The sequence below is a fragment of the Bacillus nitratireducens genome (genome assembly GCF_001884135.1).
Classification (GTDB): domain Bacteria; phylum Bacillota; class Bacilli; order Bacillales; family Bacillaceae_G; genus Bacillus_A; species Bacillus_A nitratireducens.
This window is the reverse complement of the sequence record NZ_MAOC01000091.1, coordinates 217,423-242,513: the sequence shown is the minus strand read 5'-3', so window position 1 is coordinate 242,513 and position 25,091 is coordinate 217,423. Positions and strand designations below refer to the sequence as shown.

The following is a 25,091-nucleotide window of genomic DNA, read 5'->3' as shown; positions in this document are numbered from 1 at the left end:
TTATGATCGAATTTCTATAATGGCCCCTCCTGTTCCGTAGCTAAGAAAGTCTATTCATTTCTGAGATTTTCAAAGTTATAGGAGGGTATTAAAAGTGAAAAAAGTCTCAGTACCATCACTTTGGTTAATGATCATTCTGGTGGCATTTCCGCAAATTAGTGAAACGATTTACACACCGTCTTTACCGGACATTTCAAAGGCGTTGCAAGTAAGTAATAATGAGGTACAGCTAACACTTAGTGTTTATTTTGCTGGATTTGCTTTAGGTGTATTTTTTATTGGATGGTTATCAGATATAATTGGTCGTCGCCCAGCAATGTTATTTGGAATTGTAGTATATGGCGCTGGAAGTTTCTTATGCTATATTGCAAATTCAATTGAATTTTTATTGGTTAGTCGTTTTATTCAAGCATTTGGAGCAAGTGCTGGTTCAGTTGTGACACAAACGATTCTTCGTGAAAGTGTAGAGGGGCATAAACGTCATGTTATGTTTGCTCAAATTTCAGCAGTTATTGCCTTTACACCAGCGATAGGACCGTTAATTGGTGGCTTTCTTGATCAAATATTTGGATTTAAAATAGTATTTTTAAGTTTAGTTGTTATGAGTGTTGGGATTTTGCTGTATACGTTTGTTTCTCTTCCGGAAACAAAAACGGGCGCAGTAACTGATAAAATAAATGTGTTTTCAGTATTGAAAAGGTTAATTACAAATCCGAAAGTAGTAACATATGGGTTATTAATTGGAGGAGCGAATGGTGTTTTATTTAGCTATTATGCGGAAGCGCCGTTTATCTTTATCGAATACTTTCAGTTATCACCTAGTATGTACGGGTTTCTAGGAATTGTTGTTGCTTCAGCTTCTATTATTGGAGCGAAAGTTTCAAAAAGGTTACTTGCTACTTATAAACCAGAGAAAATTATATATATCGGTTGTCTTGTAATGACAGGGGGAGCTATCCTCTTAACTGTTATTACTTCATTTGGATCAAATCCAAACATAATATATATGATTGGATTTTTAGTAGCGATGTTTATATTACTATTCGGAATTGGGATAGCGTTACCTAACTGTCTCAGTCTAGCATTAGTAGATTTTCAAGATGTCATTGGTACTGCAGGTGCCTTATTTAGCCTAGGCTATTATATAATAGTGACGATAACGATTTGGGGAATGAGCCAGCTTCATACAGGTTCCTTAATAGTCATGCCCCTATATTTTTTAGTTATTGTAGTAATTATGGTAGTTTTCACTCGAGTATTTATTTGGAATGATAGAGCTGGAAATTCTGTTTAAATATATAAAAAAGAGAGTCTCATTGAAAAATGAGACTCTCTTTTTAGTACTACAGTTTTACAAATTTTATTTATTAAACAAGAGATTTTTTAGCAATTGTTTTTAATCATCTACAATAAATTGTGAATATAGTTACCATGTGGGGAGATATAAGATTTTATCTAAAACCTGGCATTGGGCTGTGTTTGTTCTGTGTTTGGTTTATGTTTGGTTTATGATTGGTTTATATTTGGTTTATGCTTCGTTTTCGTTTGGTTTATGTTTGGTTTCATTAATTACAAAATCAGTTACAAAAGTTACAAAAGCTATTTTTGTTATCAAAATAGACTTATATTACGTAGGAGAGCATGAAAAAATGTCTTTAGGAGGGGACAAAAAATTTTGGTGAATAAAAATGTATTATCAAACTTGGACATACTCATATTATGGATTTAAACATAAAGGGAAATCGTATGAATAAACCAATAGCATTTAAATGAAAACATTATTAATCAAAAATTTATGCTCATTTTAAGATGATAGATATAATACAACATAAGATTTCGAGATCTGATAGGAATGATGAAACGGTGTAATGATTCTGATTACAACGATATCAGTAATTGCTTAGTTTATAAATGGTAAAATTAGTAAAGGTAATAGGGGGAATATAGATTATTTTTTGTTTGTACAAAGATTATAAATTAAGTTTATAAGTATGATTCAGAATTAAATAGTCTATATAAAAGTAAGAGGAAAATAGATTTACTTATAGCGTGCCGTTGATCCAAAAAGAAATACAATTGATTTTTATTTAGGTGAAACAAGAAAGATTTGCGGCCCTTGTTATAGTTTAAACCTTTGTATTATTACTCTATACAAGTATATGGTTGATCCTATGGTATTTCATAATGAATACATCATTGTAATAGGGAATTGTTTCTAGTTTGAAAATTTATATTGGGATTCTTAAAGATATAGTAAATATAAAGGAGATGGGTTAAATAATGAAATACACACTTAAAGATCTTATAAGTATAGACAAGTTTAAGAGTATAACAGAGCAATTTTATAATTTAACTAAAGTTCCATTCTGTCTCCTTGATAATAATCAAAATGTTATATTTACCAAAGGTGACCCTTTTTTTCATAACCAAAGAATCCAAACGCCCCAAGAAATGCATATTCCCATCATTATTGAGAATGAACATATAGCAAGTTTTGTTATAGGAGCAAGTATGAATAAAGAGGTTATTGCGGATTCTCACATAACACATTTTAAATGCATTGCAAATCTAATTGAAGAGATGGCAACACAACAATTACACCTTAAAAAAATTCATGAAAAAGATTCACAAATGAATGCGATAACAAATCATGAGGGAGATTGTTTAGGCAGTATATTACAAAATATGCCGATTATGATTAATGCTATTGATGAAAAAGGAAATATTATTATGTGGAATCGGGAATGTGAATTAGTAACAGGATATAATGCAGATGAAATAATTAACAATCCAAAAGTGATGAAATTGCTACATCCTTATAGACCTAATCGTAACGATTTTAGAGATTGGGAGATGGATATCACATGTAAAAATGGTGAGATAAAAACTATTATGTGGTCCAATATTTTACATAGTATTCCAACTTTAGGATGGAATGTCGGAGCAATTGGAATTGATATAACTAAGCGTAAGAGGATGGAAGAGAAACTTAAACAAACCTCGAATGAACTAGAATTAATTTTTAAAGCGATTCCTGATTTGTATTTTTTGTCAGAACTTGATGGGACCATTAAGGATTGTAAAGTAAATTCTGTATCCAAATTTTATGTTCCAATTGAAGAATTTATAGGAAAGAAATTCCAAGAGATATTACCAGTTCCTATTATAAAGCAATTTGAGAAGGCTATTAATCAAATAAAAACTTCGTCCGCTCCTGTATTAATAGATTATTCTCTACAACTAGATGATGAGATTTATTATTTTGAAGCAAGACTTTTACCGCTTTTTGAGGATAAAATTATGATTATTGTGCGTGATATTACAGAGCGTACAATAACGACGGAATTATTAAAGAAATCGGACACCCTTAATGCAGTAGGGCAATTGGCAGCTGGGGTCGCTCATAAAGTTCGTAACCCATTAACAGTAATTAAAGGGTTCATGCAATTATTGCAACAGGAAGTAGGAAAGGATAAAGAATGTTTAAGCCTAATACTTTCAGAAATCAGTAGTATTGAAAAGGTTATTCAAGAGTTTTTATCTATTGCAAAACCGAATGCTGCAGTATTTGAGCCTAAAAACCTTTGTACTATATTAGATAATGTAGTGGACTTAATAAGTACACAAGCAATAATGAAGAATATTCGTATTACATTAAATGTGGATGCTGAAAACTTATTAGTTGAGTGTTGCGAAATTCAATTAAAACAAGTTTTCTATAGTATTTTACAAAATTCTATTGAGGCTATACAAAATGGTCAAGAGATCATTATAAGCGTGAAAAAACATAATAGTACCGAGATTAAGATTAGTATTTTAGATAAAGGAATAGGTATTCCTTCAGAAAGAATAAAAAGGCTAGGTGAACCTTTTTATAGTACAAAAGAAAAAGGGACGGGTGTTGGGCTTATGATGAGTTACCGAATTATTGAAAGTCATGGTGGGAAAATAAGTATAAAAAGCCAAGTTGGGAAAGGAACTACTGTTACTCTGTTTTTCCCAATTTATAACGGTGACTCAGTTGGTGATGTTAGTCCAAATAGCATGTAATTATAACTAGTAAATAAATCTCTTAAAATGAAAAATTAAACTATTATCTTGTAGAAACATAGGTGGTATGAAGTAATTTGATCAGGAATAGAAATTGGATTTAATAGGGATAAATAAAAAATATATTGAACAGAGGTAACTATACGATGATTTTAAAACTATTATTTATACTTTTTGGCGTAGTCTTAGTACTATGGGGGATATACAGAATGAAAACTGATGAAGCATTTATAGGAAAAACACAAACGAGAAAAAATATTTTTAATTTCTTGATTTTGGGAGAAACAGCGGGACTGGGACAATTCTTAAGCGGGATTGCTTGTATAATTATAGGGGTTTTATCTTTTATAATTAAATAGTTTATAAAAAAAGGAACACTACTTTAAAACAAAAGTAGTGTTCCTTTTATTTTTGTCACCTATCTATATATTTAGTTACTAATATGACGATGAATTGTATTCGATTCGTATATAACAATCTGCCAGAAAAAGTAATTGTATTTTTCAGATAAATGAATTATTATAAAATAAGCAATTTTACAATTTTGCTAAGGGAGGAAAATGAAGAAGCTTTTACGACTTAATAAGAAGGAAAGGACAACTTTTAAGTGCGCTAAAAATGATACTCGCTTCATCATTTTCAGACCAAAGAAGAATTAGGGTACACCATCTTACTTTAAATGCGGCTATGAATCATCTAAGAGGGGGAAATGAAGTGGCAAACAAAGAATTGAAAAGGGGCTTAGAAGCACGTCATATTCAAATGATCGCTTTAGGCGGAACGATTGGTGTTGGTTTGTTTATGGGGTCAGCCAGCACGATTAAATGGACAGGTCCGTCAGTAATGCTTGCCTATGCGATTGCAGGTATTTTTATCTTCTTCATTATGCGTGCCATGGGAGAAATGTTGTATATGGAGCCAAGCACAGGTTCATTTGCGACATTTGGTCACAAGTACATTCATCCGCTAGCTGGTTATATGACAGCGTGGAGTAACTGGTTCCAGTGGGTTATCGTTGGGATGTCAGAGATTATCGCAGTTGGAGCGTATATGAACTATTGGTTCCCAGATTTACCAGCTTGGATACCTGGTGTTATCGCAATGGTCATTCTTGGTGCTGCCAACTTAATTTCGGTTAAGTCGTTTGGTGAATTTGAATTTTGGTTTGCGATGATTAAAATCGTTACGATTTTATTAATGATTATTGCCGGATTCGGTCTCATTTTCTTCGGAATTGGGAACGGAGGAGAAGCAATTGGTATATCTAATCTATGGAAAAATGGTGGTTTCTTCACAGGTGGTTTTTCAGGATTCTTCTTTGCCTTATCACTTGTAGTTGGAGCATATCAAGGTGTGGAATTAATCGGGATTACTGCTGGTGAAGCGAAAAATCCGAAGAAGACACTTACAAGAGCAATTCAAAGTACAATTTGGCGTATTCTAATTTTCTATATTGGTGCTATTTTCGTTATTGTAACTGTTTATCCTTGGGATCAATTAAGTTCAATTGGTAGTCCGTTCGTAGCAACTTTTGCGAAAGTTGGTATTACAGCAGCTGCGGGACTTATTAACTTCGTTGTTATTACAGCAGCAATGTCTGGTTGTAACAGTGGTATTTATAGTGCTGGGCGTATGCTTTATACATTAGGTGTAAATGGACAAGCACCGAAATACTTTACGAAGATTTCTAGTAACGGTGTACCTTTATTCGGTACAGTTGGTGTAATTATCGGTTTAGCGGTTGGTGTTGTTTTAAGTTATATCGCTCCAAAAAACTTATTCGTATATGTATATAGTGCGAGTGTACTTCCTGGTATGGTGCCATGGTTTGTCATTTTAATTAGTCAAATTAATTTTAGAAAAGAAAAAGGAGCAGCGATGAAAGATCATCCGTTCAAAATGCCATTTGCTCCTGTTACAAACTATTTAACAATTGCCTTTTTAATTATGGTATTAATCGGTATGTGGTTTAACGATGATACTCGTATTTCACTAATTGTAGGTATTGTTTTCTTAGCTATCGTAACAATTAGTTTCTATGCTTTCGGAATAGGGAAGAGAGCTCCGTTAGACGCTCAAGATGATCAAGGGATTTCAAGTAAATAAAGTCAGTAAAGAAAAGGCTGTTCCAGATGAACAGCCTTTTCTTATTGTTGTTTTTTTGCCGGTAAACCGATATGTCTTGTCGAATCGTTGATATAATTTCATACACTGTCGTGTAGTTTAGGAAAATTTAATATGATTAAAATTTTTCTACTACGATCTTCCCAATTGTACGTCCACTTTCAAGCAATGCATGTGCTTTTTTTAGGTTTTCTGCATTAATTGGTGTTAACGTATCGTTTAAAGTTGTATGAAGAATACCTTCATCTAATAGCTCACTCACTTTATTTAATAGTTCGTGCTGCGTAATCATATCACCAGTTTCATACATCGCTTTTGTAAACATAAACTCCCAAACGAATGTAGCACTTTTACTTTTTAAAATCCCCATTTCAAGAGGGTGTTCATTTTCTACGATAGAGCAAATTTTTCCTTGTGGTTTAATGAGGTCACATATTGCTTGCCAATGTTGATCTGTATTGTTTAAGCAGAAAATATAATCTACATCTTTTAGCCCAAACTCTAATATTTGATCTTTTAAAGGTTGGTGATGGTTAACGATATAATCGGCACCGAATTTTTCGACCCAGTGTATCGTTTCATTGCGGGATGCAGTTGTGATTACATTCAGTCCAGCCCATTTTGCTAATTGAATAGCAATCGAGCCAACACCACCAGCTCCGCCAATAATTAAAATGTTTTTGAATGTATTTGTATCTTTCTTATTATAATCAATACCTAAACGTTCAAATAAACCTTCCCACGCTGTGATGGCTGTTAAAGGAATTGCTGCAGATTCAGCATCACTTAACGTTTTTGGTTTTTTACCAACAATTCTTTCATCAACTAAATGGTATTCACTATATGTACCTTGTCTCGTAATGCTTCCAGCGTAAAACACTTCGTCGCCTTCTTGAAATAACGTACAACCTTCGCCCGTTTGCACAACAACACCACTAGCATCCCAGCCAAGTATTTTCGCTACTTCTTCTTTTTTATCTTTCGGAGATCGAACTTTTGTATCAACTGGATTAACGGAAATAGCGTTAATTTTAACAAGTATATCTCTTCCTGTGGCAACAGGTCTTTCAACTTCAATATCAATTAAACTGTTTTCTTCTTCAATAGGTAAGTATTCATGTAAACCAATTGCTTTCATTTCTATTCCCTCCATTAAAGTAAGAGTTTTTTCTCTTTTATTATAGGGGGGAAAGATTGTTATGTAAAAAAGTATACTTTAATTATTTTTATGAAATCGGAAATTATTTTAAATATTAAGTATATATGGTATGTTTTTGATAGAAAACATTGCGAGGTGAAGGGCTAATGACAATGCAGTTAAGAAGAAATGACTATTTCGTAGTAACGGCAATTATTACCATGTACCTTTTCATCGGTCACTTATTGGATATTTATATTTTTAAAATTATGACTATTCACGAAGATGGATTTAGCGTTAGTTTCTTAGGGATTGCTATATGTTATATCTCGATTGTTCTAGTATTTTTTACTGCTCGGAAATTGAAAAAATAGTAAGTAAAGATGGAATGACGGTCTAGAAGGATTTTATTTTTAGAAAGAAGAATTTTTACTGTGTGCCTTATCCAAAATAAAATGTAAAGGTGGATACATAATGACGGTAAAGAAGCTTTATTTCGTACCAGCTGGTCGTTGTATGTTGGATCATTCGTCTGTTAACAGTACATTAACACCAGGAAAATTATTAGACTTACCGGTTTGGTGTTATCTTTTGGAGACTGAAGAAGGACTTATTTTAGTAGATACAGGTATGCCAGAAAGTGCGGTTAATAATGAAGGCCTTTTTAACGGTACATTTGTTGAGGGGCAGATTTTACCGAAAATGAATGAAGAAGATAGAATTGTAAATATTTTAAAGCGTGCAGGGTATGAGCCAGAAGACCTTCTATATATTATTAGTTCTCACTTGCATTTTGATCATGCAGGAGGAAATGGTGCTTTTACAAATACACCGATTATTGTGCAGTGTGCTGAATATGAGGCGGCACAACATAGTGAAGAATATATGAAAGAGTGTATATTGCCGAATTTGAAATACAAGATCATTGAAGGGGATTATGAAGTCGTACCAGGTGTTCAATTATTGTATACACCAGGACATACTCCGGGGCATCAGTCACTATTCATTGAGACAGAGAACTCTGGCCCAGTGTTATTAACGATCGATGCATCGTATACGAAAGAAAATTTTGAAGATGAAGTGCCGTTCGCAGGATTTGATCCAGAATTAGCTTTATCTTCAATTAAACGTTTAAAAGAAGTTGTTAGGAAAGAGAACCCAATTGTTTTCTTTGGACATGATATAGAGCAGGAAAAGAGCTGTAAAGTGTTCCCTGAATATATATAAAAGAGAAAGTCATGAGCTAATGTGCCCATGACTTTCTTTTTTATATAATTTTTTTAAATAAGTTATATACTTTTTTTGAATTGCCTTCATTTAATTGATAATAAGTAAGATCTAAGTCATCAGGATTGTTTTGATGGGCAATCATAATTTCACTACTGTTGTTATCTACTATCCAAAGTAAATATTGTTTATAAGTCCCATCTTGGAAAGTAATCCACATGTTACAATCTACTAAATCAGAACCTTCTTCATCTAGCGTTAAATCGCCTTTTTTTGCTGTGTCCATACTGTTAATGAATGTTTTTAACTCATCTGTTTTTGTGAGAAAGATATCCTTTTTTGTTTTAATTGACTCTACATGTATATCTTTTATTTCCTGTTTCCCTAAAAAAACAGGAGGTGCATCCGGGTCTCTTTGAGTTGAAATAATAGTAGCTTTCTTCTTAGGTTTACTTGCTGTATAGAGATCTTGAATAGATTTTCCAGAGTTTAAAAACCATACGGTTCCAAAAATAATCAATGCGCTACCTATCAATATAATGATTTTCTTAATAGGGTATTCTCCTCTCTATTACTTCGTGTGAAGAGCTTTTCTATTAATATATGATAGGTAAGCGCAAAGTATTATAGGTGAACGTGTTTATTCTGTACAGTTTTAATAGGGCGATCAACGAGTAAATTGTAAGTAAGCCCAATTAATACGAAAATCCCACCGACAACTTTTCCTAAAGAGAGTTCGTTTGACAGGAAGAAATCAATGATAGTCCCCGCAAATAATTGTCCGATAAAGATGAGCAACGTTAAATAAAATGCCGATATTTTAGGAGTAATATAGTTTGATAATGAAATAACGATAACGCCTACTAATCCGCCTAAGTACACAGCGATAGGAATAGATTGTAACGTATGACTAGGAATATATAATGAATCTGAACTGAAAATTAAAAATAACATAGAGAAAAATAATCCCGTAATATAATTAAAAAACGTGCCTTCCCAATTTCCAATTTCCTTTGCTAAATTCGCGTTAATAATTCTAGCAACAACAATAGAAACACCAGCTAAAATAGCGATAGTAATATATAACATTTTCTTGCCTCCATTAATAAATTGTCATGATTATAATCCCGGAAGAGATGAAAAATAATCCAATTAGTTTTTTCTTTTCAAACTTTGCAACCTTCATTCCTAATAAGCCGAAGTGATCAATAACAATTGCAGCAATGGATTGACCAAGTAAACTTAATGCGATCGTAATAGAGGCACCAAGGACGGAGAAACTTATATTATTAAAAAGAACAGTGAATACCCCAATTGCTCCAGCGCTATATAAAAAAAGTGGAATACCTTTATCAAAATGGATTTTATTTTTGTTTATGATTAAAACGAAAATAACTGCAATTAAACCGACAAGGTGAATGACAACGCTTGCTGTATACTTGCCAATTAACTCAGATAAAATCCCGTTCAAAGGAAGCATAATGGCGATAAGCACGCCAATAAAGACAGAAAAAAAGTTATACAATGTAATATCCCCTTTATATTTCATATTTGTAATGACTGTATCATGCTGAAATTGTCTATTACTATGACATATGTCATAGTGGAAGAAGAAAATTTTAATTACAATGGGGATAGTTGTAAAGGCGGGGGAACTATGAAGAAAGTATGTAATTCTAATAAATTAGCAGAGTATATGAAACAAAATAATATCGATTCATTTTTTAGTAGTGATATGAAACCGTATATGGAACTTATATTTTTTAAAAAGAATGAGTTTATTTGTAGAGAAAATGAAGAGATAGATTATTTATATTTCTTTGTTGAAGGAAAAGCGAAAGCGTTTAATACATTAAGTAACGGGAAGTCTGTATTATTATGCTTTTATGATAGCTTGCAGCTGTTAGGAGATGTGGAGTTAGTTCATTCTCAAAAGACTGCTTCAAACGTACAAGTGATGGCAGATTCATATTGTGTTGGTTTACCTTTAGGAAAAGTGAGAAATCAACTATTTCATGATGCGAAATTTTTACGATGTATTTGTGGATCGTTAGCGCATAAGTTAAATCGACTTTCAAAAAATAGTACAATTAATTTACTATATCCACTTGAAAATAGACTTGCGAGTTATATGTTAGCAGCAGGGGAACGAGCTGCTCAGCACGGAAATAGAATTGTGTTTAGTGGGAATTTAACGGAAATAGCTGAATTGTTAGGAACGAGTTATCGGCATTTATTAAGAACATTAAATATCTTTTGTGATAAAGGGATAATACAGAAAAACAATGGATGTTTTGAAGTAGTAAACGTGGATGTTTTGAGGGAATTGGCGGCAGATGTTTATAAATAGGAGGAGAGTATAAATGATTACACCTATATTTAGAATTTTTGATATTGAAAAAGCAAAGCTATTTTACTTAGATTTTTTAGGATTTAAAATGGATTGGGAACATCGGTATGAGGAACATATGCCATTATATATGCAAATTTCGTTACATGATGCTGTAATACATTTATCAGAACATCATGGGGATGCTTCGCCAGGCGGTGCGATTCGTGTGAAAATAAAGGATTTAAAAAGTTATTATGCTATTTTCTCAAGTAAAGATTATGCTTATTCAAAGCCTGATATAGAAAGAACACCGTGGGATACAATGGAATTAACTGTAATTGATCCGTTTTTAAATAGAATTATATTTTATGAGGAGAAGGTTTAGAAATTGAGATGTCATAAATAACTTATCAAAGTAGGTGTTACAATGAACAGGAAAATAGCGATAATTTCAGATGTCCATGGAAATAGTCACGCTTTAAAATATGTATTAAAAGATATTGTACGTCGCAAGGTCGAAATGATAATAAATTTAGGTGATAGCGTGTATGGGCCGTTAGATCCTTTAGGGACAATTGAAATATTAATGAATAACGAGATGATACATATTAAGGGCAACTGTGATCGCATGCTTTGGGAACCTATACAAGAGCAATCTACTACACTAGCTTTTGTTCGAAATCAATTAACAAATCATCATATAGATTGGTTAAAACAACATCTTTCACAATGTATTGTAGACGATATTTTATTTTGTCATGGTACACCGACTTCAGATGAGGTGTATTTATTAGAAGAGATGAATGAAAATGGTGCGGTATTAAAGAGTGAAAAAAATATAATGGATCAACTCCAAAATATAGAACAAAAAATAATAGTATGTGGTCATACGCATATTCCTAGAGTTGTTTATTTAGCGAACGGAAAAATCATTATAAATCCAGGGAGTGTAGGACTTCCAGCATACAAAGATGAATTACCCGTTTTGCATAAAATGGAGTCAGGAACTCCGCACGCAAAATATGTAGTGATAGAAAAGATTTTGGGAGAATGGATAATTGAACAAATTTCAGTTCCTTATAATTGGGAAGAAGCAGCTCGGTTAGCTGTTCAACAGGAAAGGCATGACTGGGCACAAGCGCTAAAGACTGGAAAGGTAGAATGAAGAGGAGTTTACTTTATAGTAAACTCCTCTTTTTATTTTATGTAGATGTTGAATTATATAAAAATAAAATGTTATGATTATGGAAACATATGAATATATGAACATGTATTCATATATAAGAGGAGGAGGGATTAGAGTGAAAGACCTAATTATTATTGGAGCTGGTCAAGCGGGATTAACAATGGGATATTACTTGAAGCAAGAAGGGTATAATTTTTTATTACTTGAGGCAGGAAACCGAGTTGGTGATTCATGGAGAAATCGATATGATTCTTTACAGCTCTTCACACCGAGGGAATATAGTAGTTTGCCAGGTATGATATTAAAAGGAGAAGGGAATGGATTTCCACATAAAGATGAAATCGCAACGTATTTAGAAAAATATGCAAGGCACTTTAAATTGCCGGTCCAATTGCAAACTGAAGTTTTAAAAATAAAGAAAGAAAAAGATATATTCGAATTACATACTTCTGAAGGAATATTACAATCAAAAAAAGTTATTATCGCATCAGGCGGTTTTCAGCACCCATTCATCCCCTCAGTTTCACAACATCTTTCATCACATATTTTTCAAATACATTCATCACAATATAAATCACCATCACAAATTCCAAAGGGAAGAGTACTAGTAGTAGGTGGCGGGAATTCAGGAATGCAAATAGCAGTAGAACTTGCAAAAACTCATGAAGTAACAATGTCTATCAGTCATCCATTAACATTTTTACCGTTACATCTTTTTAGAAAAAGCATTTTTAATTGGTTAGAAAAATTGGGTTTATTGTATGCTGAAGTACATACTAAGAGGGGGAAATGGTTTCAGAAGAGAAAGGATCCCATTTTCGGTTTTGAAGGTAAGGAACTTATTCGTAGTGGAGCAATAAAACTAGAGGGAAAAGTGGTTAGTGCATCAGAAAATAGCATTATGTTTCAAAATGGTGGCACGTATAGTGGGGAAAGTATTGTATGGTCAACTGGTTTTAATCAGAAATATAAATGGATTGAAATAGAAAAGGCAGTGAATGAGAATGGATTTCCTAATTATCTAAAGGGAATAAGTCCAGTAAGAGGATTATATTATATCGGATTGCCATGGCAATCTCAAAGGGGGTCTGCACTTATTTGTGGTGTAGGAATGGATGCAGCGTATTTGCTTTCTGAAATCAAAAAAATAGATCAGTAGCAACAACTACTGATCATCCATATGTACATGAATTAGGAGAGGTCAAACATTTATTAACTTTATTATAATAGATTTTTATAAGAATAAAAACTGAAAATTCTAATTTTATGTTGAGAAAGTTTTTTGTATCGAAATATATGAAAGAATAGGAATTTTTATTAAAAGGAAAAATGATATTTATATTTTAGTAAATTATGATATAGTCTAAAAAAGAGTATTATCCATAAATGTAATTATTTTCATTTTGATTTCATTTATGTGAGGGAAGGAGAAGTAATTATGAAGTTTGATGATCAACGCTTATTAGGAGTACGATTAGGATCGATACTCGTAACAGAAGAAAATCAATATTTAGTAATTAAGAAAAAAGATCATTATGCACTATTAAACATACATAATTTAGAATGCACACATGTCGAAGTGCAGTTAGAACATATTGAAGAACTGTTGCATGAAGATTTCCAAGAAAGTATAACGGAGATTATCGCACCAGAACATATAAAAATTGTTGCGAAAAATGTTATATAAAGAAAGAAGCTGGAAGGAACAGCTTCTTTCTTTTCATTATAAGGATAACGTTTTTAAAACGTCACCAATAATCCCTTCCATTTGATGAACACCTAAGTCAGCGTTCGTCATAATAACAGCACCATTACCTCGGTAGGGATAGCATACCATCATACATTGAAATCCAACGCCCCATCCAAGTGAATAAATTTGTAAGTTTTTATTAGAATCATCTAGAAAAACACCTAGTCCAGTCCATTTTGAGCAACCTTGAGGAGAAATCATGTCTTGTACTGTTTTTTGAGAAAGTTTTAGTTTGCTATTTCCTTGTAAGGAATGAATGAGTTCGAGTACTAAAGTTGATAAGTCAGTTGGTGTTGTCCAAACGCCTGAAGCTGCTGCGAATGGATAAAATGGATACTTCTCATTTGTAACGGTGCCATCTTTATTATGTCCACAAGCAAATATATCTAATTTATTTATATCTTTAGTAGAGAATACCTTACTATTCTTCAGCTGGAGTGGCTGAAAGATATATTCTTCAAGTGAAAGGTTGAATGGTTTTCCAGTTATATCTTCAAGTAGTAGTTCGATAATACAAAAGTTTGCGTCAGAGTAGTGAAATTCGCTTTCTGGTTTATAAGTTACTTCAATAGGTACGGAGCAATATGATGTTTTACCAGCGAGGAGTTCAGACATGTTTGGTCGCCCTTGTGCAAGGGTATAATGCTCAAAACTATTAGGAGGATCAATCATTCCAGATTGGTGACTTAATAAGTTTCGTAACGTGACTTTTTTCTGCGAAGTAAATAGATTGGTAGGGATGTTCCAAGATGTGAGTCTATCATTTACGTCTTCATCTAAATGTACGATTCCTTGATCTGATAGCGTTAGTACGAGCATTGAAGTGATGAATTTGCTAATAGAACAAGAATTGAATATGGAATTCGTATTGACAGTTCTAGTTGTTCCAGATTCAAGTGTTCCGAAGGAAGTAGTTTCATCAAGTCTACCGTCATGTATAACGGCAAGGCTTAATCCTGCAACGGAATATTGGTTCATTTTCTCATATATATTGTTGTTTTTTAAGTTCATAGTGACTCCTTTCTTTCAAAAGACAGAATATTAGTTTTATTATACAGTAATAAATAGAGAGAAGGAGAGAAAAAGAAACACTTCATCTATTATCGATGAAGTGTTTTCTTAGTTTAAGTTAATTCGAAGTAAAGGCTTTGAAAAATTTATCTCGGTACATGTACATAAGCCATGAGGTTGTTAGTAAGGAAATAATGATTTGTTTGTTTTTAATTGGTGCATTGAAAACAAGCCAGCCAACGATATCAAATAATAAATGTAGTGCAATTGAAAGAACTACAAATTGTAGTAACGTATTTAAAAATCTTTTCATAAAGTATCCCCCCTTAAAGTAAAAGGTTTTATCCCGCATTAACGGGCAGTAAAACGCCAACTGATTAAAGTTTCACTTTATCAACAGTGTTGTATATCATTATTATACATTAAATGTGTTTCGTGGTAAAATTTACATAAGTTAGTGAATTAAAACAAATGAAAGCTAATGAGGAGGAATAGTCTTGGAATTTTGGATGATCATACCGATAGCGGTCTGTGGGTTTATGTATATCGTTGAAAAATTAAATAAAAGCGAAAAGAAAACGGATGCGCGTTTAAAGCGGATGGAAGATAGATTACAATTAATTTCGAAAGAAATGGGAATTGTAGATAGAGAACCTGAAATTAATAAAGAGTTGCGGCAGCTTATGGAAGAAGGGAAAACAGTTACGGCAATTAAGAGAGTAAGAGAGGCTTTTGGGTTTTCCTTACTAGAAGCGAAGCAATATGTTGATAAATTATAAAAAAGATCATCCATTTGGGTGATCTTTTTTCACTGCACCATATGTGTATTTACATAAGCTGCTATTATAACGTGGCCAATTATAATGATAGGAAATACGATTTTGGCATTAGGGGTAGTGAAGACACTACCAATTGTGGCGATAACACCGGCGGTTAAATTATAAAGACCAACTATCTTCGATAACTTAACTTTATCCCGCTTTAATGGGCAGTAAGACCCCCAACTCAAAATTCAGCGAAAGCAAAGAAGTTAGGTGGGGGATCAACTACCCATAAAAGTCCGATTGGTTCAACTAATAATCAGTGGGGGATGAAGAAAACCCCCACTGATTAAAGTTTCACTTTATCTGACACACGGCGTTCATTGAAACCGGATAAGAGCCAAGTGTATTGTTTTACTCCGATGAAATAAGCTAGTGCAAATGAAATGATTGCTAGTATGAATAATGATGGGGAAGAGAAGAGAGTCATTGAAAACACCTCCGTTAAGGGGCTATAAATAAATTATAGTATGAATGTTATAATTTAACAAAATACAATTTTGATTTTAAGTTTATTAAAAATGAGATATTTACGATGAAGGGAGATTACACATGAATATTTCGGAATTCCAGCAATATGTATCAAGTTTCAGTAACGAAAAAGGGTTTCAAGATACAACAATCGAAGAGCGTACGATGTATGCGATGGCGGAATTAGGTGAATTAGCGGAAGTTATATTAAAGCGTGATAAAATACAAGATTCAAAAAGAGAGATTGGTTTAGAAATGTTTGATGTAATTTGGAATGTATGTGATTTAGCAAACAAGTTAGAAATTGATTTAGAGAAGGCGTTTGAAGAAAAAATGATGATTAATAAAAAACGTGAATGGTAAAAAGAAAGTTAAATTAAAAAGCGTACAAAATTTTGTGCGCTTTTATTAATTTCATGAAAAATATGCAAGTGAAGATGGAACAAACATTTGAAATGAATTGTCTAATATAGGTAATGAATATTTAGTTTGAAAGAAGGGGTGGAGAAAATGAAAATGCATTCGTTATTAAAAGTAGGGGTATGTGTAAGCTTACTAGGAGCAACTCAATTTGTTAGTACAATTTCTTCTGTACAAGCAGAACGAACGGTAGAGCAAAAAGTAATAAAGAATGAGATAGGAACTATTTCACTTTCTCAGTTAAACAAAAATGTATGGGTTCATACTGAGCTAGGTTATTTTAATGGAGTAGCAGTTCCTTCGAACGGTCTAGTTCTTACTACTTCTAAAGGGTTAGTACTTGTCGATTCTTCTTGGGATGATAAGTTAACGAAGGAATTAATAGAGATGGTAGAAAAGAAATTTAAGAAGCGCGTAACGGATGTTATTATTACACATGCGCATGCTGATCGAATTGGCGGAATAAAAACGTTGAAAGAAAGAGGCATTAAAGCGCATAGTACAGCATTAACTGCGGAACTAGCAAAGAAAAATGGATATGAGGAACCACTTGGAGACTTACAAACCATTACGAAATTAAAGTTTGGAAATATGAAAGTAGAAACGTTCTATCCAGGGAAAGGACATACAGAAGATAATATCGTCGTATGGTTACCGCAATACAACATTTTAGCGGGAGGCTGTTTAGTGAAATCTGCGGAAGCTAAAGATTTAGGAAACGTTGCTGATGCTTATGTAAATGAATGGTCCACATCGATTGAGAATGTGCTGAAACGATATGGAAATATAAATATAAATTTAGTAGTGCCTGGTCATGGGGAAGTAGGGAACAGAGGATTACTTTTACATACATTGGATTTGTTGAAATAAGAAACTGTGGGAATATAAAAGAGAGGAGAAACAATTTTCTCCTCTCTTTCTTCTAACTATATTTAAATGCGAAGCTATCAATTATGCCTGCATACCTTACTGAGATTTTAATTCCAAGTATACAAATACCAGTACCGTCATAATTGCTATAACAATGTAAGTAACATCAAGCATTATAAGTGTTTTTAAAGTTTCAGTCATCCTCATTCACCCCTGGTATGAAAATATAACATAATCTCTTATCAATCAGATCAGAGATTATAAAGATAACAATGTACATGAAATTTCTTAAGTAGATTCTATATAAATATATCATATAAATAATGTAAACATTGTTAAGAAAGTGTAAATGTATTGTAAAGAAAGAGGGTGTTCATAATGTCTATAAAGCTTTTAATTTGTAAATACTATGTATCTCTCGTGTGCGGGGTAGAAAACAATTATAACATGTGAAAAAAACTTACTTTGACACATCAATCACGATGCTAGCTGTTACTACATTTTCCTCTAATACTTCTACCTGTACTTGTTCATCGTTTCTCCAACTGATATTGAAGTTCTCTGTCGTATACATTTCTTTAAGAGTGACCTCTTTATATTTTTCTAAAATGCTACCTCTTTTCCCATAATAGATTCTTACAGTTGAGCTGGGACTTGGTCCTTTTGATTTTATTGTTTCTCTAAACTCAATAATATTTATTAGATTTGGAGATTCACTTTTTTGAAAGGTAAAGGAACTGACCACTTTTTGTACCTTCTTAAAAACAGGACCATTGGATTTATTTGATATGTTAAATTCCACAACTTCAGGTACGGATTCTTTTTCTCGTAGAGTTATTGTTGCTTCGTAATCGTTTTTCCAATCTACGGAAACGTTTGAGGAATCGAGACGTTCCCCGTCATTTGCAATACTAGTGTCAAAATGTTCCCATAAGCCGTATTTAATTCTGACGGGAGAGGAACCATGAGAAGAGTCTGAATCTATTTTCACTACTTTAATCGTATTTTTATTATTTGGAGAATGGCTTTTTTTAAGTGTAATGTCCTGTAAATACAAAATGTAAGACAAACAGCCTACTACTAAAATAATTGGAATTACAACCCGTAAGGCAGTAATGGGACGTCCCCGTGTCGCTTTTTTCTTAGTGCTTTTACTATTTTGTTCAAGTTCTTTTTCAATACTCGTTTGAACCGTTACTTTTGGCGGGCGAATAAGCCACCAAATGAAAGCTATAAGTAGTAAGAAAAGAGGTATTCCTTGAATAAAGAGAAATCCTTTCCAAAAATCTAGTCTAGTACTATATGGAGAATCTGTTGCCATCACCCCTATAAAAAGTGCCACTGGACTTGCAAGTGTATTTATCCCTAAACCGATCAATACGAATGAAAGATTTTTATTCCTAATTTTTCGTGACCCAGCCATAATAAAAAGAAATACTGCAATACCGAGTATAAGAAACAGCATTCCGTAATAAAACATCATATATATCATATTATCCCTCCATAACTTTAATTGTACCATCAGTAAGGAAAATTTTGTGAAATGTTAGATGGATATGATATTTGTATTCCTTAAAAGTGCGCCGATATAATATGCAAATAAATAATGATGTGCAAGTATGAATATCAGAAGACAGTAAAAATATTATGTCGACAATGTGAACTATCACAAATTTTTATATGTTATTGTGATTGATATCACATCCTTTTTTCCTAATGGGTATTATGCTTGATTTGTAAGGAATGATTGGGAGAGGGTGGGATGATCATGTTTTGTTATCAATGTGAACAAACGCCAACGGGTGGATGTAAAGTGATGGGTGTTTGTGGTAAAAATGAAACAATTGCAAGTTTACAAGATACGATTGTGTTTGGGCTAAAAGGAATTGCAGCTTATCGTACGCATGCTGCTCAGCTAGGGTATACCGATGCATTTGTAGATGCTACAACGCAAGAAGCACTGTACATGACATTAACAAATTCTAATTTTAATGAACAAGAACATATTGATATGGCTATGAAAGTAGGGAAATCAGCTTTACGAGTAATGGAGTTATTAGATGAGGCGCATACGAATCACTTTGGTGTTCCAGAGCCTGTTCAAATTACGCAAAACCATGTAGAAGGTAAAGCAATTGTAGTTACTGGTCATAATTTATTTGCGTTAGAAGAGTTATTAAAGCAAACAGAAGGAAAAGAAATTAATATTTATACGCATTCTGAAATGTTACCAGCACACGGTTATCCGCAGCTGAAAAAATATAAACATTTAAAAGGAAATATTGGTAAGGCATGGTATGATCAACGACGTCTTTTCGAAAAATTTACAGGTGCCATATTAGCGACAACGAACTGTGTTATGCCAATTAAAGGATCATACTCTGATCGATTCTTTTCATATGATATTGCAGGTCTAGAGGGTGTACAAAAAATTGAAAATGATGATTTTGCACCATTGATTGAAAAAGCGCTAGAACTTCCAGAAGTACATATGGAATCGGATGAGCAGTTAGTAACAGGTTTCCATCACGATACAGTATTATCATTAGCTCCGGAAATTATTGATGCAGTAAAGGAAGGCAAAATAAAACGTTTCTTTGTCATCGCAGGTTGTGATGCACCAGGAAAAGGCGGGGAATATTATCGTGAATTGGCAACGTCACTTCCGCCAGAAACAGTTATTTTAACGACTTCTTGCGGGAAATTCCGTTTTAATGATGTGAGTTATGGTGTTGTACCTGGTACAGAGATTCCGCGTTACATTGACTTAGGGCAATGCAATAATTCAATTTCAACAGTGAAAATAGCGGCCGCTTTAGCAGATGCATTTGAATGCGAAGTGAACGAATTGCCAGTTAGTATTGTCCTATCCTGGTTTGAACAAAAAGCGGTTGCGATTTTACTTGGACTATTTAGTCTTGGGATTCAAGATATTCGCATCGGTCCAAAGGCGCCTGAATTTATTTCACCTGGCGTGCTTGATGTATTACAAGAAACATTCGGTTTGAAACTGATTACAAATGCAGCGGAAGATATGGAAATGATGTTATCGTAACAAAAGGATGATCTGTCTTATTAATAAGAAGATCTAGCCGTATTCATTAACTTCGGTATAGTATAGCGCCCCAAAACAAAAATGTAGAATTTTTGTTTTGGGGTATTTTCTTTTCTTAGCGGGATAGGTATGTGACGTAATTTCTTTAAAAAGAAAATCGGCAGTATCTAATAGGGAATAGTTGATTTTAGAAAAATATTAAAATCGAGTTGACATTTACAGCTACTCAGTCATACAATGTAGTTGTAATAGGTGATACTGAGTAGTGTTGTTTCTCAAAATGTTTTCAGTAAACAATAGGTAATAGCGGATTTTAGAAAAAAATTGAAAATCAGTTGACATCCATCGCTACTTAGTCATACAATGTAGTTGTAATAAGTAATACTGAATAGTGTGGTTTTACTCAAAAGCTATTCAGTAAAAATTCGCCTTAGTACTCTGTGATACTGAATATAAGTCAGACAGAATAGGGGGTAAAGGAGGATCAGGACATGGAAAATTTAACTGAAATGCTAAAAGGTTCACTGGAAGGGTGTGTGCTGGAAATCATTAGTCGCCGTGAAACGTATGGCTATGAGATTACCCGCCACCTGAATGATCTTGGGTTTACCGAAGTTGTGGAAGGGACGGTTTATACTATCCTCGTACGATTAGAAAAGAAAAAGCTTGTGAATATTGAAAAGAAGCCATCAGATATGGGACCGCCTCGTAAGTTTTATTCATTAAATGAGGATGGCCGTCAGGAACTTGAATTGTTTTGGAAAAAATGGGATTTTGTTTCTTCAAAAATTAACGTCTTGAAGTCAAACTAGCCTCATAATATAAAATGTTCCGGATCATATTTGGAGAGTTTCTTGTTCTGCTTTATAAAAAAGGAGGAAAATAAGATGTTGGAAATGTTCAAAAAATTAATCGGTGATAAAAAAGAGTACAAAATGATGATGGCACGTGTTGGAGCATTGCCAGAGGACTATCAGTTTGTGTTTAAGAAAATTCAAAACTACATGTGGAATTTCTCAGCGGGTAATGGGATGGATATGCTGCACATACAGTATGAATTAATCGATTTGTTTGAAGCCGGTGCAGCGGAAGGCAGACAAGTGCTTGACATTACTGGGGAGGACGTAGCATCCTTTGCTGACGAACTAGTGGCAAACGCTAAAACGTATGTCTCTAAGTATCGTGAAGATTTGAATGAAAGTATCATGAAGCAATTGAGAAAAAAATAAATGTAATAAGTAATACCGACTGATTAGCTGGTTACAAATGTGAATTGCCGCCATCGCTATTCAGTTATATTTTTAAATCAGTACTAAGTAATACAGATTATCAGTGATACTAAATAGATGTCGTAAGTATTTTATCTTTGCCAATTATTTTAATAAGGGGGAAAAAGTATGAGCAATGCAGCGATTTCGGTAAAAGGGTTAAAAAAATCCTTTAAAGACAAGGAAGTATTAAAAGGGGTGGATTTTGAGGTGCAGCGTGGCGAAATTTTCGCACTGCTGGGCTCAAATGGAGCGGGCAAGACGACGACGGTGAACATACTCTCGACACTGATGAAGCAAGATGGCGGTGAAGTAGGTATTTGCGGTTTTGACGTCCAGCGTCAACCGGATCATGTTCGTCAAAGCATCAGCCTGACAGGACAGTTCGCAGCTTTAGACGGCATGCTCACTGGGAGAGAAAACTTAATAATGATCGCCAAGTTGCGTGGAGTTTCTAGTCCTGCTCAAGTCGCTGATAATTTACTTGCAAGATTTAGCCTGACCGATGCAGCCAACCAGAGGGCAGATCAGTATTCAGGTGGGATGAAGCGCCGTCTTGATATCGCTATGAGCTTGATCGGGACGCCAGCAGTCATTTTTCTCGACGAACCAACGACAGGGCTTGACCCTGAAGCGCGGATTGAAGTGTGGGATACAGTCAAGGAACTTGCCGGCGGCGGCACAACGATCTTGCTCACGACTCAGTACTTGGAGGAAGCAGAACAACTAGCGGACCGTATTGCGATCTTGCATGGCGGAAAAATCATTACGACTGGTACTCTTACTGAACTGAAAGAGATGTTCCCACCAGCAAAAGTGGAGTATATCGAGAAGCAGCCGACATTGGAAGAAATTTTCCTTGCGATCATCGGCAAAAAGGAGGAGATGTAAATGAAAAGCAAAACAGGGGTATTACTAGGGCGCTTAATGCGCAACATCATGCGCAGTCCGGATACGATTATTACGGTAGCGATTACACCGATTATGATGATGCTGTTGTTTGTTTACGTATTTGGTGGGGCTATAAAGACAGGAACTGATAACTACGTCAATTATTTATTGCCGGGAATCTTGCTAATGGCTATCGCATCCGGTGTGGCTTACACTTCTGTGCGGTTGTTTACGGATGTAAAGAGTGGACTGATGGCACGTTTCATTACGATGCCCATCAAGCGCTCGTCGGTATTATGGGCTCACGTATTAACATCACTTGTTGCTAATGCGCTTACTATCGTGGTGGTTATCCTTGTTGCGCTCTTAATGGGATTCCGTTCCAGTGCTAATATTCTCGATTGGCTCGCAGTAGCTGGAATACTCGGGATGTTTACGCTGGCGCTGACGTGGTTGGCTGTCATTCCCGGGTTGACGGCGAAGTCTATGGAAGGGGCGACAGCCTATTCGTACCCACTAATTTTTCTGCCCTTTATTAGTTCGGCCTTTGTTCCTACTGAAACTATGCCAAAAATTGTTCGTGCATTCGCTGAGAACCAGCCTGTGACTTCAATCGTGAATGCGATTCGTGCCCTCTTATATGAAGGGTCTGTTGGCAACGATATTTGGATTGCACTTGCTTGGTGTGTGGGCATTATGGTTATCGCTTACTTCTTCGCAGGTAAAGCATTTAAACGTCAGTTAGGGTAAGTGCACCATCGGTTCTCTATGGAAACTAAACTTTCCGGAAAAATATATGTGGGAAAATGGATTTAAATCATATGATTCTTAGTTATTGCTATAATTATTGGTATTCTTACTGGTTACGCAGTTGGTACGTAAGTAGGTTCAGACGTTGAGAAAAATCAGCCTGAGAGAGTTAAATGGGAAGAGATAATGTTTTGACTGCAATTCTAATCGTCATAAAATCAATGTACAAAATGCCTCTATAAAAGAGAAGAAAGGGTCCTGACTAATCAGGATCCTTTTTTATAGTACTAGTATCAGTATATCTAAGTTTATATGGTTACTTACAAACGTTGAGGAGTGTTTGTACCAGAATCAGCTACCGCACTACATCTTGCGGAACATATACAAATTGAACAATTAGATGTACACTCATTACATGCATTTCAATTGTTCCTATTACAATCGCAAAAAAACTACGCTTCGTTATCCGATTGGAAAAGGGGTAAAGTTTGCTATTGTGATGAAAAAATTACTTCTTTGGAGATGGTGGGAGTATATTGTTTTGAGGGAATTCGCGAAGAAAAAATAGCGCTACTATGCTAAGGTCATTCACACGTTATAGTGCGTTAATTAAATATATGTATATACATAGTTTCTCAGAGTGATGCGATGTCAGGTGTGAGCTGTGTAACAACTAGAGGTGAGTAAAGGATGTTAACGTTTTCGTTTGAAATAGACAAGGATATTCCACAGAAGGATGAGCCACGGTATGTTGCTTATGCAAATGGCTTTATCGAAGGGGATTTAACGATTTGTGTGGGTGACAGAGTATTTTTTCAAAAGTCATGCATGAAGGTCGCAGAGCTGGGCATTTATTTAGGACAGTGGATGGAACAAATTCAACACGGACAGAACGTACATATGAATTATGAAACGAGTGACCGTGCTGACGTAATTCTTGGTTTCTTCTATGAAGAGGACAATCAGTGGAGGGTTTCTTCCAGTTGGCAACAATTAGAACTTCAGGAGTGTATATCTACTACAACATTAGTAGAGAGCGTTCAACGCTATTTGTATGGGCTCAATAAGGAACTCCGCGCGATAGAATATCCTGTGACGTTTGATCAGTATTTAAGAGGAGAGCGAATGATGCAGCTTTCTTACAAACGACTGTGTGATAGTAAAGCGGACACGACGTCGATAGAGGTTTACAATGAAAGCGAGCAAGTAGGCGTAGTACGGGGGTATTATAAAAATGCGCTGATGAAAGTGCTAGACTTCATTCCGAAAGTTGGTAGTAATATCATTTATGAAATAAAGGATAGTAAGGACAATATTCGCGTTATTGCAAAGGATATAAGTAGGCAGCGTCAAAGAAAGATTTTAGTAACGTACATCGATAATAATGATGCAGAGCATGAAGTAATTGTATGTGACGGAAAGTTATTGGATGCAAATTTCTTATTTACCTTTACATATAAGACAGAAGAATATGTTGTTCACAAAACTTCACTTGGGCTTGGAAAGCTATTACGAAAGGGCTATGTAATCGCAGATTGGAATATTCGTCTTGAGGAAGATATGTATTACATCGAGATGAATGTATATGATGAGGGTTATATACAAGATCAATACTTACTGTTAGGCGTATTTCATGCGATTTTGTATGGGTGATAAAGTGAAACTTTAATCAATGGGAGTTTTACTGCCCACAAATAGCGGGATAAATGAGAAGTACCGGTATTCTT

General features: G+C 34.4%; 28 protein-coding genes and 1 pseudogene. 21 read left to right on the top strand and 8 right to left on the bottom strand.

Annotation, left to right across the window (positions count from 1 at the left end; all coding sequences use genetic code 11):
- Positions 1-94: 94 nt before the first annotated feature.
- The 4 genes from BAU23_RS26115 to BAU23_RS26095 all read left to right on the top strand — a co-directional run bounded on the left by BAU23_RS26115 (position 95) and on the right by BAU23_RS26095 (position 6,156).
- On the top strand, positions 95-1,294 hold the full coding sequence (locus BAU23_RS26115) for a multidrug effflux MFS transporter (RefSeq protein WP_016130012.1): 1,200 nt from the start codon (positions 95-97) through the stop codon (positions 1,292-1,294).
- Between the two features lie 986 nt (positions 1,295-2,280).
- Positions 2,281-4,050 (top strand): PAS domain-containing sensor histidine kinase, encoded by a 1,770-nt coding sequence (locus BAU23_RS26105; RefSeq protein WP_000877996.1) that lies wholly within the window; start codon positions 2,281-2,283, stop codon positions 4,048-4,050.
- 146 nt (positions 4,051-4,196) lie between these two features.
- Complete coding sequence (locus tag BAU23_RS26100) at positions 4,197-4,409, top strand: hypothetical protein (RefSeq protein WP_016130010.1); 213 nt, start codon at positions 4,197-4,199, stop codon at positions 4,407-4,409.
- Between the two features lie 355 nt (positions 4,410-4,764).
- A complete protein-coding gene (locus tag BAU23_RS26095; RefSeq protein WP_001284401.1) occupies positions 4,765-6,156 on the top strand; it encodes an amino acid permease in 1,392 nt (463 codons plus the stop codon).
- Positions 6,157-6,292: 136 nt separating this feature from the next.
- Here the strand turns inward: BAU23_RS26095 and BAU23_RS26090 are convergent, their stop codons facing one another.
- Positions 6,293-7,312 (bottom strand): zinc-binding alcohol dehydrogenase family protein, encoded by a 1,020-nt coding sequence (locus BAU23_RS26090; RefSeq protein WP_000643753.1) that lies wholly within the window; start codon positions 7,310-7,312, stop codon positions 6,293-6,295.
- A 167-nt stretch (positions 7,313-7,479) separates the two neighbouring features.
- On the opposite strand from BAU23_RS26090, the gene BAU23_RS26085 reads away from it, so the two are divergent.
- Both BAU23_RS26085 and aiiA read left to right on the top strand, forming a co-directional pair.
- Entirely contained in the window at positions 7,480-7,686 is a 207-nt protein-coding gene (locus tag BAU23_RS26085; protein WP_071735478.1) for a hypothetical protein, read from the top strand.
- 100 nt (positions 7,687-7,786) lie between these two features.
- The gene (gene aiiA, locus BAU23_RS26080) at positions 7,787-8,539 is read left to right on the top strand and encodes a quorum-quenching N-acyl homoserine lactonase AiiA (RefSeq protein WP_000216611.1); all 753 of its coding nucleotides are present in this window, start codon (positions 7,787-7,789) and stop codon (positions 8,537-8,539) included.
- 40 nt (positions 8,540-8,579) lie between these two features.
- Here the strand turns inward: aiiA and BAU23_RS26075 are convergent, their stop codons facing one another.
- The 3 genes from BAU23_RS26075 to BAU23_RS26065 form a co-directional block, all read right to left on the bottom strand.
- Positions 8,580-9,059, bottom strand: a complete 480-nt coding sequence (locus tag BAU23_RS26075) for a YhfM domain-containing protein (RefSeq protein ID WP_002079440.1) — start codon at positions 9,057-9,059, stop codon at positions 8,580-8,582.
- 104 nt (positions 9,060-9,163) lie between these two features.
- Entirely contained in the window at positions 9,164-9,628 is a 465-nt protein-coding gene (locus BAU23_RS26070; protein WP_071735476.1) for a DMT family transporter, read from the bottom strand.
- Between the two features lie 13 nt (positions 9,629-9,641).
- Positions 9,642-10,088: a DMT family transporter gene (locus tag BAU23_RS26065; protein ID WP_002078536.1), complete on the bottom strand. Its 447-nt coding sequence runs from the start codon at positions 10,086-10,088 to the stop codon at positions 9,642-9,644.
- 108 nt (positions 10,089-10,196) lie between these two features.
- Between BAU23_RS26065 and yeiL the strand changes: the two genes are divergently transcribed.
- The 5 genes from yeiL to BAU23_RS26040 all read left to right on the top strand — a co-directional run bounded on the left by yeiL (position 10,197) and on the right by BAU23_RS26040 (position 13,744).
- Complete coding sequence (gene yeiL, locus BAU23_RS26060; RefSeq protein ID WP_016130009.1) at positions 10,197-10,889, top strand: transcriptional regulator YeiL; 693 nt, start codon at positions 10,197-10,199, stop codon at positions 10,887-10,889.
- A 13-nt stretch (positions 10,890-10,902) separates the two neighbouring features.
- On the top strand, positions 10,903-11,256 hold the full coding sequence (locus tag BAU23_RS26055) for a glyoxalase superfamily protein (RefSeq protein ID WP_000632396.1): 354 nt from the start codon (positions 10,903-10,905) through the stop codon (positions 11,254-11,256).
- A 42-nt stretch (positions 11,257-11,298) separates the two neighbouring features.
- Positions 11,299-12,036: a metallophosphoesterase family protein gene (locus BAU23_RS26050; RefSeq protein ID WP_071735474.1), complete on the top strand. Its 738-nt coding sequence runs from the start codon at positions 11,299-11,301 to the stop codon at positions 12,034-12,036.
- Between the two features lie 136 nt (positions 12,037-12,172).
- Positions 12,173-13,216, top strand: a complete 1,044-nt coding sequence (locus BAU23_RS26045; RefSeq protein WP_000653881.1) for a flavin-containing monooxygenase — start codon at positions 12,173-12,175, stop codon at positions 13,214-13,216.
- A 279-nt stretch (positions 13,217-13,495) separates the two neighbouring features.
- Complete coding sequence (locus BAU23_RS26040) at positions 13,496-13,744, top strand: hypothetical protein (protein WP_000666936.1); 249 nt, start codon at positions 13,496-13,498, stop codon at positions 13,742-13,744.
- Positions 13,745-13,780: 36 nt separating this feature from the next.
- On the opposite strand, the gene BAU23_RS26035 is transcribed toward BAU23_RS26040, so the two are convergent.
- A complete protein-coding gene (locus BAU23_RS26035) occupies positions 13,781-14,818 on the bottom strand; it encodes a serine hydrolase domain-containing protein (RefSeq protein WP_071735472.1) in 1,038 nt (345 codons plus the stop codon).
- Positions 14,819-14,936: 118 nt separating this feature from the next.
- Positions 14,937-15,131 (bottom strand): hypothetical protein, encoded by a 195-nt coding sequence (locus tag BAU23_RS26030; RefSeq protein ID WP_000819647.1) that lies wholly within the window; start codon positions 15,129-15,131, stop codon positions 14,937-14,939.
- 184 nt (positions 15,132-15,315) lie between these two features.
- On the opposite strand from BAU23_RS26030, the gene BAU23_RS26025 reads away from it, so the two are divergent.
- Positions 15,316-15,597 carry a hypothetical protein gene (locus BAU23_RS26025; RefSeq protein WP_071735470.1) on the top strand — a complete coding sequence of 94 codons (282 nt, stop codon included), beginning with the start codon at positions 15,316-15,318 and terminating at the stop codon, positions 15,595-15,597.
- 331 nt (positions 15,598-15,928) lie between these two features.
- Here BAU23_RS26025 and BAU23_RS30360 read toward each other — a convergent pair whose 3' ends face one another.
- A complete protein-coding gene (locus BAU23_RS30360) occupies positions 15,929-16,069 on the bottom strand; it encodes a DUF3784 domain-containing protein (protein ID WP_165615106.1) in 141 nt (46 codons plus the stop codon).
- A gap of 122 nt (positions 16,070-16,191) precedes the next feature.
- Here BAU23_RS30360 and BAU23_RS26015 point away from each other — a divergent pair, with 122 nt between their 5' ends.
- Both BAU23_RS26015 and bla2 read left to right on the top strand, forming a co-directional pair.
- Entirely contained in the window at positions 16,192-16,473 is a 282-nt protein-coding gene (locus BAU23_RS26015) for a MazG nucleotide pyrophosphohydrolase domain-containing protein (RefSeq protein WP_001026769.1), read from the top strand.
- Positions 16,474-16,620: 147 nt separating this feature from the next.
- The gene (gene bla2, locus BAU23_RS26010; protein ID WP_071735467.1) at positions 16,621-17,400 is read left to right on the top strand and encodes a BcII family subclass B1 metallo-beta-lactamase; all 780 of its coding nucleotides are present in this window, start codon (positions 16,621-16,623) and stop codon (positions 17,398-17,400) included.
- Positions 17,401-17,860: 460 nt separating this feature from the next.
- On the opposite strand, the gene BAU23_RS26005 is transcribed toward bla2, so the two are convergent.
- Positions 17,861-18,892, bottom strand: a complete 1,032-nt coding sequence (locus BAU23_RS26005) for a hypothetical protein (RefSeq protein ID WP_000639899.1) — start codon at positions 18,890-18,892, stop codon at positions 17,861-17,863.
- Positions 18,893-19,168: 276 nt separating this feature from the next.
- On the opposite strand from BAU23_RS26005, the gene hcp reads away from it, so the two are divergent.
- From hcp to BAU23_RS25975, 7 genes and pseudogenes are all read left to right on the top strand, one after another.
- The gene (gene hcp, locus BAU23_RS26000; RefSeq protein ID WP_033670458.1) at positions 19,169-20,455 is read left to right on the top strand and encodes a hydroxylamine reductase; all 1,287 of its coding nucleotides are present in this window, start codon (positions 19,169-19,171) and stop codon (positions 20,453-20,455) included.
- A gap of 491 nt (positions 20,456-20,946) precedes the next feature.
- Positions 20,947-21,267, top strand: a complete 321-nt coding sequence (locus BAU23_RS25995) for a PadR family transcriptional regulator (RefSeq protein ID WP_000429486.1) — start codon at positions 20,947-20,949, stop codon at positions 21,265-21,267.
- 75 nt (positions 21,268-21,342) lie between these two features.
- Entirely contained in the window at positions 21,343-21,684 is a 342-nt protein-coding gene (locus BAU23_RS25990) for a DUF1048 domain-containing protein (RefSeq protein ID WP_000891991.1), read from the top strand.
- A gap of 168 nt (positions 21,685-21,852) precedes the next feature.
- Complete coding sequence (locus tag BAU23_RS25985) at positions 21,853-22,614, top strand: ABC transporter ATP-binding protein (protein WP_000063328.1); 762 nt, start codon at positions 21,853-21,855, stop codon at positions 22,612-22,614.
- Complete coding sequence (locus tag BAU23_RS25980) at positions 22,615-23,364, top strand: ABC transporter permease (protein ID WP_000837807.1); 750 nt, start codon at positions 22,615-22,617, stop codon at positions 23,362-23,364.
- Between the two features lie 445 nt (positions 23,365-23,809).
- Positions 23,810-23,932: pseudogene (locus tag BAU23_RS30010) on the top strand (short-chain dehydrogenase); the annotation flags it as partial.
- Between the two features lie 122 nt (positions 23,933-24,054).
- A complete protein-coding gene (locus BAU23_RS25975) occupies positions 24,055-25,017 on the top strand; it encodes a tubby C-terminal domain-like protein (protein ID WP_000955148.1) in 963 nt (320 codons plus the stop codon).
- The last annotated feature ends 74 nt before the right edge of the window (positions 25,018-25,091 follow it).

Excerpts from the sequence above, each read along its gene's own strand:
- BAU23_RS26015 (WP_001026769.1), top strand. The coding sequence starts at position 16,192 with ATGAATATTTCGGAATTCCAGCAATATGTATCAAGTTTCAGTAACGAA.
- BAU23_RS25975 (WP_000955148.1), top strand. The coding sequence starts at position 24,055 with ATGTTAACGTTTTCGTTTGAAATAGACAAGGATATTCCACAGAAGGAT.
- BAU23_RS25980 (WP_000837807.1), top strand. The coding sequence starts at position 22,615 with ATGAAAAGCAAAACAGGGGTATTACTAGGGCGCTTAATGCGCAACATC.
- BAU23_RS25985 (WP_000063328.1), top strand. The coding sequence starts at position 21,853 with ATGAGCAATGCAGCGATTTCGGTAAAAGGGTTAAAAAAATCCTTTAAA.
- BAU23_RS26055 (WP_000632396.1), top strand. The coding sequence starts at position 10,903 with ATGATTACACCTATATTTAGAATTTTTGATATTGAAAAAGCAAAGCTA.
- BAU23_RS26085 (WP_071735478.1), top strand. The coding sequence starts at position 7,480 with ATGACAATGCAGTTAAGAAGAAATGACTATTTCGTAGTAACGGCAATT.
- BAU23_RS26040 (WP_000666936.1), top strand. The coding sequence starts at position 13,496 with ATGAAGTTTGATGATCAACGCTTATTAGGAGTACGATTAGGATCGATA.
- yeiL (WP_016130009.1), top strand. The coding sequence starts at position 10,197 with ATGAAGAAAGTATGTAATTCTAATAAATTAGCAGAGTATATGAAACAA.
- BAU23_RS25990 (WP_000891991.1), top strand. The coding sequence starts at position 21,343 with ATGTTGGAAATGTTCAAAAAATTAATCGGTGATAAAAAAGAGTACAAA.
- BAU23_RS26070 (WP_071735476.1), bottom strand. The coding sequence starts at position 9,628 with ATGTTATATATTACTATCGCTATTTTAGCTGGTGTTTCTATTGTTGTT.
- BAU23_RS26050 (WP_071735474.1), top strand. The coding sequence starts at position 11,299 with ATGAACAGGAAAATAGCGATAATTTCAGATGTCCATGGAAATAGTCAC.
- BAU23_RS26005 (WP_000639899.1), bottom strand. The coding sequence starts at position 18,892 with ATGATATATATGATGTTTTATTACGGAATGCTGTTTCTTATACTCGGT.
- BAU23_RS26035 (WP_071735472.1), bottom strand. The coding sequence starts at position 14,818 with ATGAACTTAAAAAACAACAATATATATGAGAAAATGAACCAATATTCC.
- BAU23_RS26065 (WP_002078536.1), bottom strand. The coding sequence starts at position 10,088 with ATGAAATATAAAGGGGATATTACATTGTATAACTTTTTTTCTGTCTTT.
- BAU23_RS26105 (WP_000877996.1), top strand. The coding sequence starts at position 2,281 with ATGAAATACACACTTAAAGATCTTATAAGTATAGACAAGTTTAAGAGT.
- BAU23_RS26090 (WP_000643753.1), bottom strand. The coding sequence starts at position 7,312 with ATGAAAGCAATTGGTTTACATGAATACTTACCTATTGAAGAAGAAAAC.
- aiiA (WP_000216611.1), top strand. The coding sequence starts at position 7,787 with ATGACGGTAAAGAAGCTTTATTTCGTACCAGCTGGTCGTTGTATGTTG.
- hcp (WP_033670458.1), top strand. The coding sequence starts at position 19,169 with ATGTTTTGTTATCAATGTGAACAAACGCCAACGGGTGGATGTAAAGTG.
- BAU23_RS26100 (WP_016130010.1), top strand. The coding sequence starts at position 4,197 with ATGATTTTAAAACTATTATTTATACTTTTTGGCGTAGTCTTAGTACTA.
- BAU23_RS26030 (WP_000819647.1), bottom strand. The coding sequence starts at position 15,131 with ATGAAAAGATTTTTAAATACGTTACTACAATTTGTAGTTCTTTCAATT.
- BAU23_RS25995 (WP_000429486.1), top strand. The coding sequence starts at position 20,947 with ATGGAAAATTTAACTGAAATGCTAAAAGGTTCACTGGAAGGGTGTGTG.
- bla2 (WP_071735467.1), top strand. The coding sequence starts at position 16,621 with ATGAAAATGCATTCGTTATTAAAAGTAGGGGTATGTGTAAGCTTACTA.
- BAU23_RS30360 (WP_165615106.1), bottom strand. The coding sequence starts at position 16,069 with ATGACTCTCTTCTCTTCCCCATCATTATTCATACTAGCAATCATTTCA.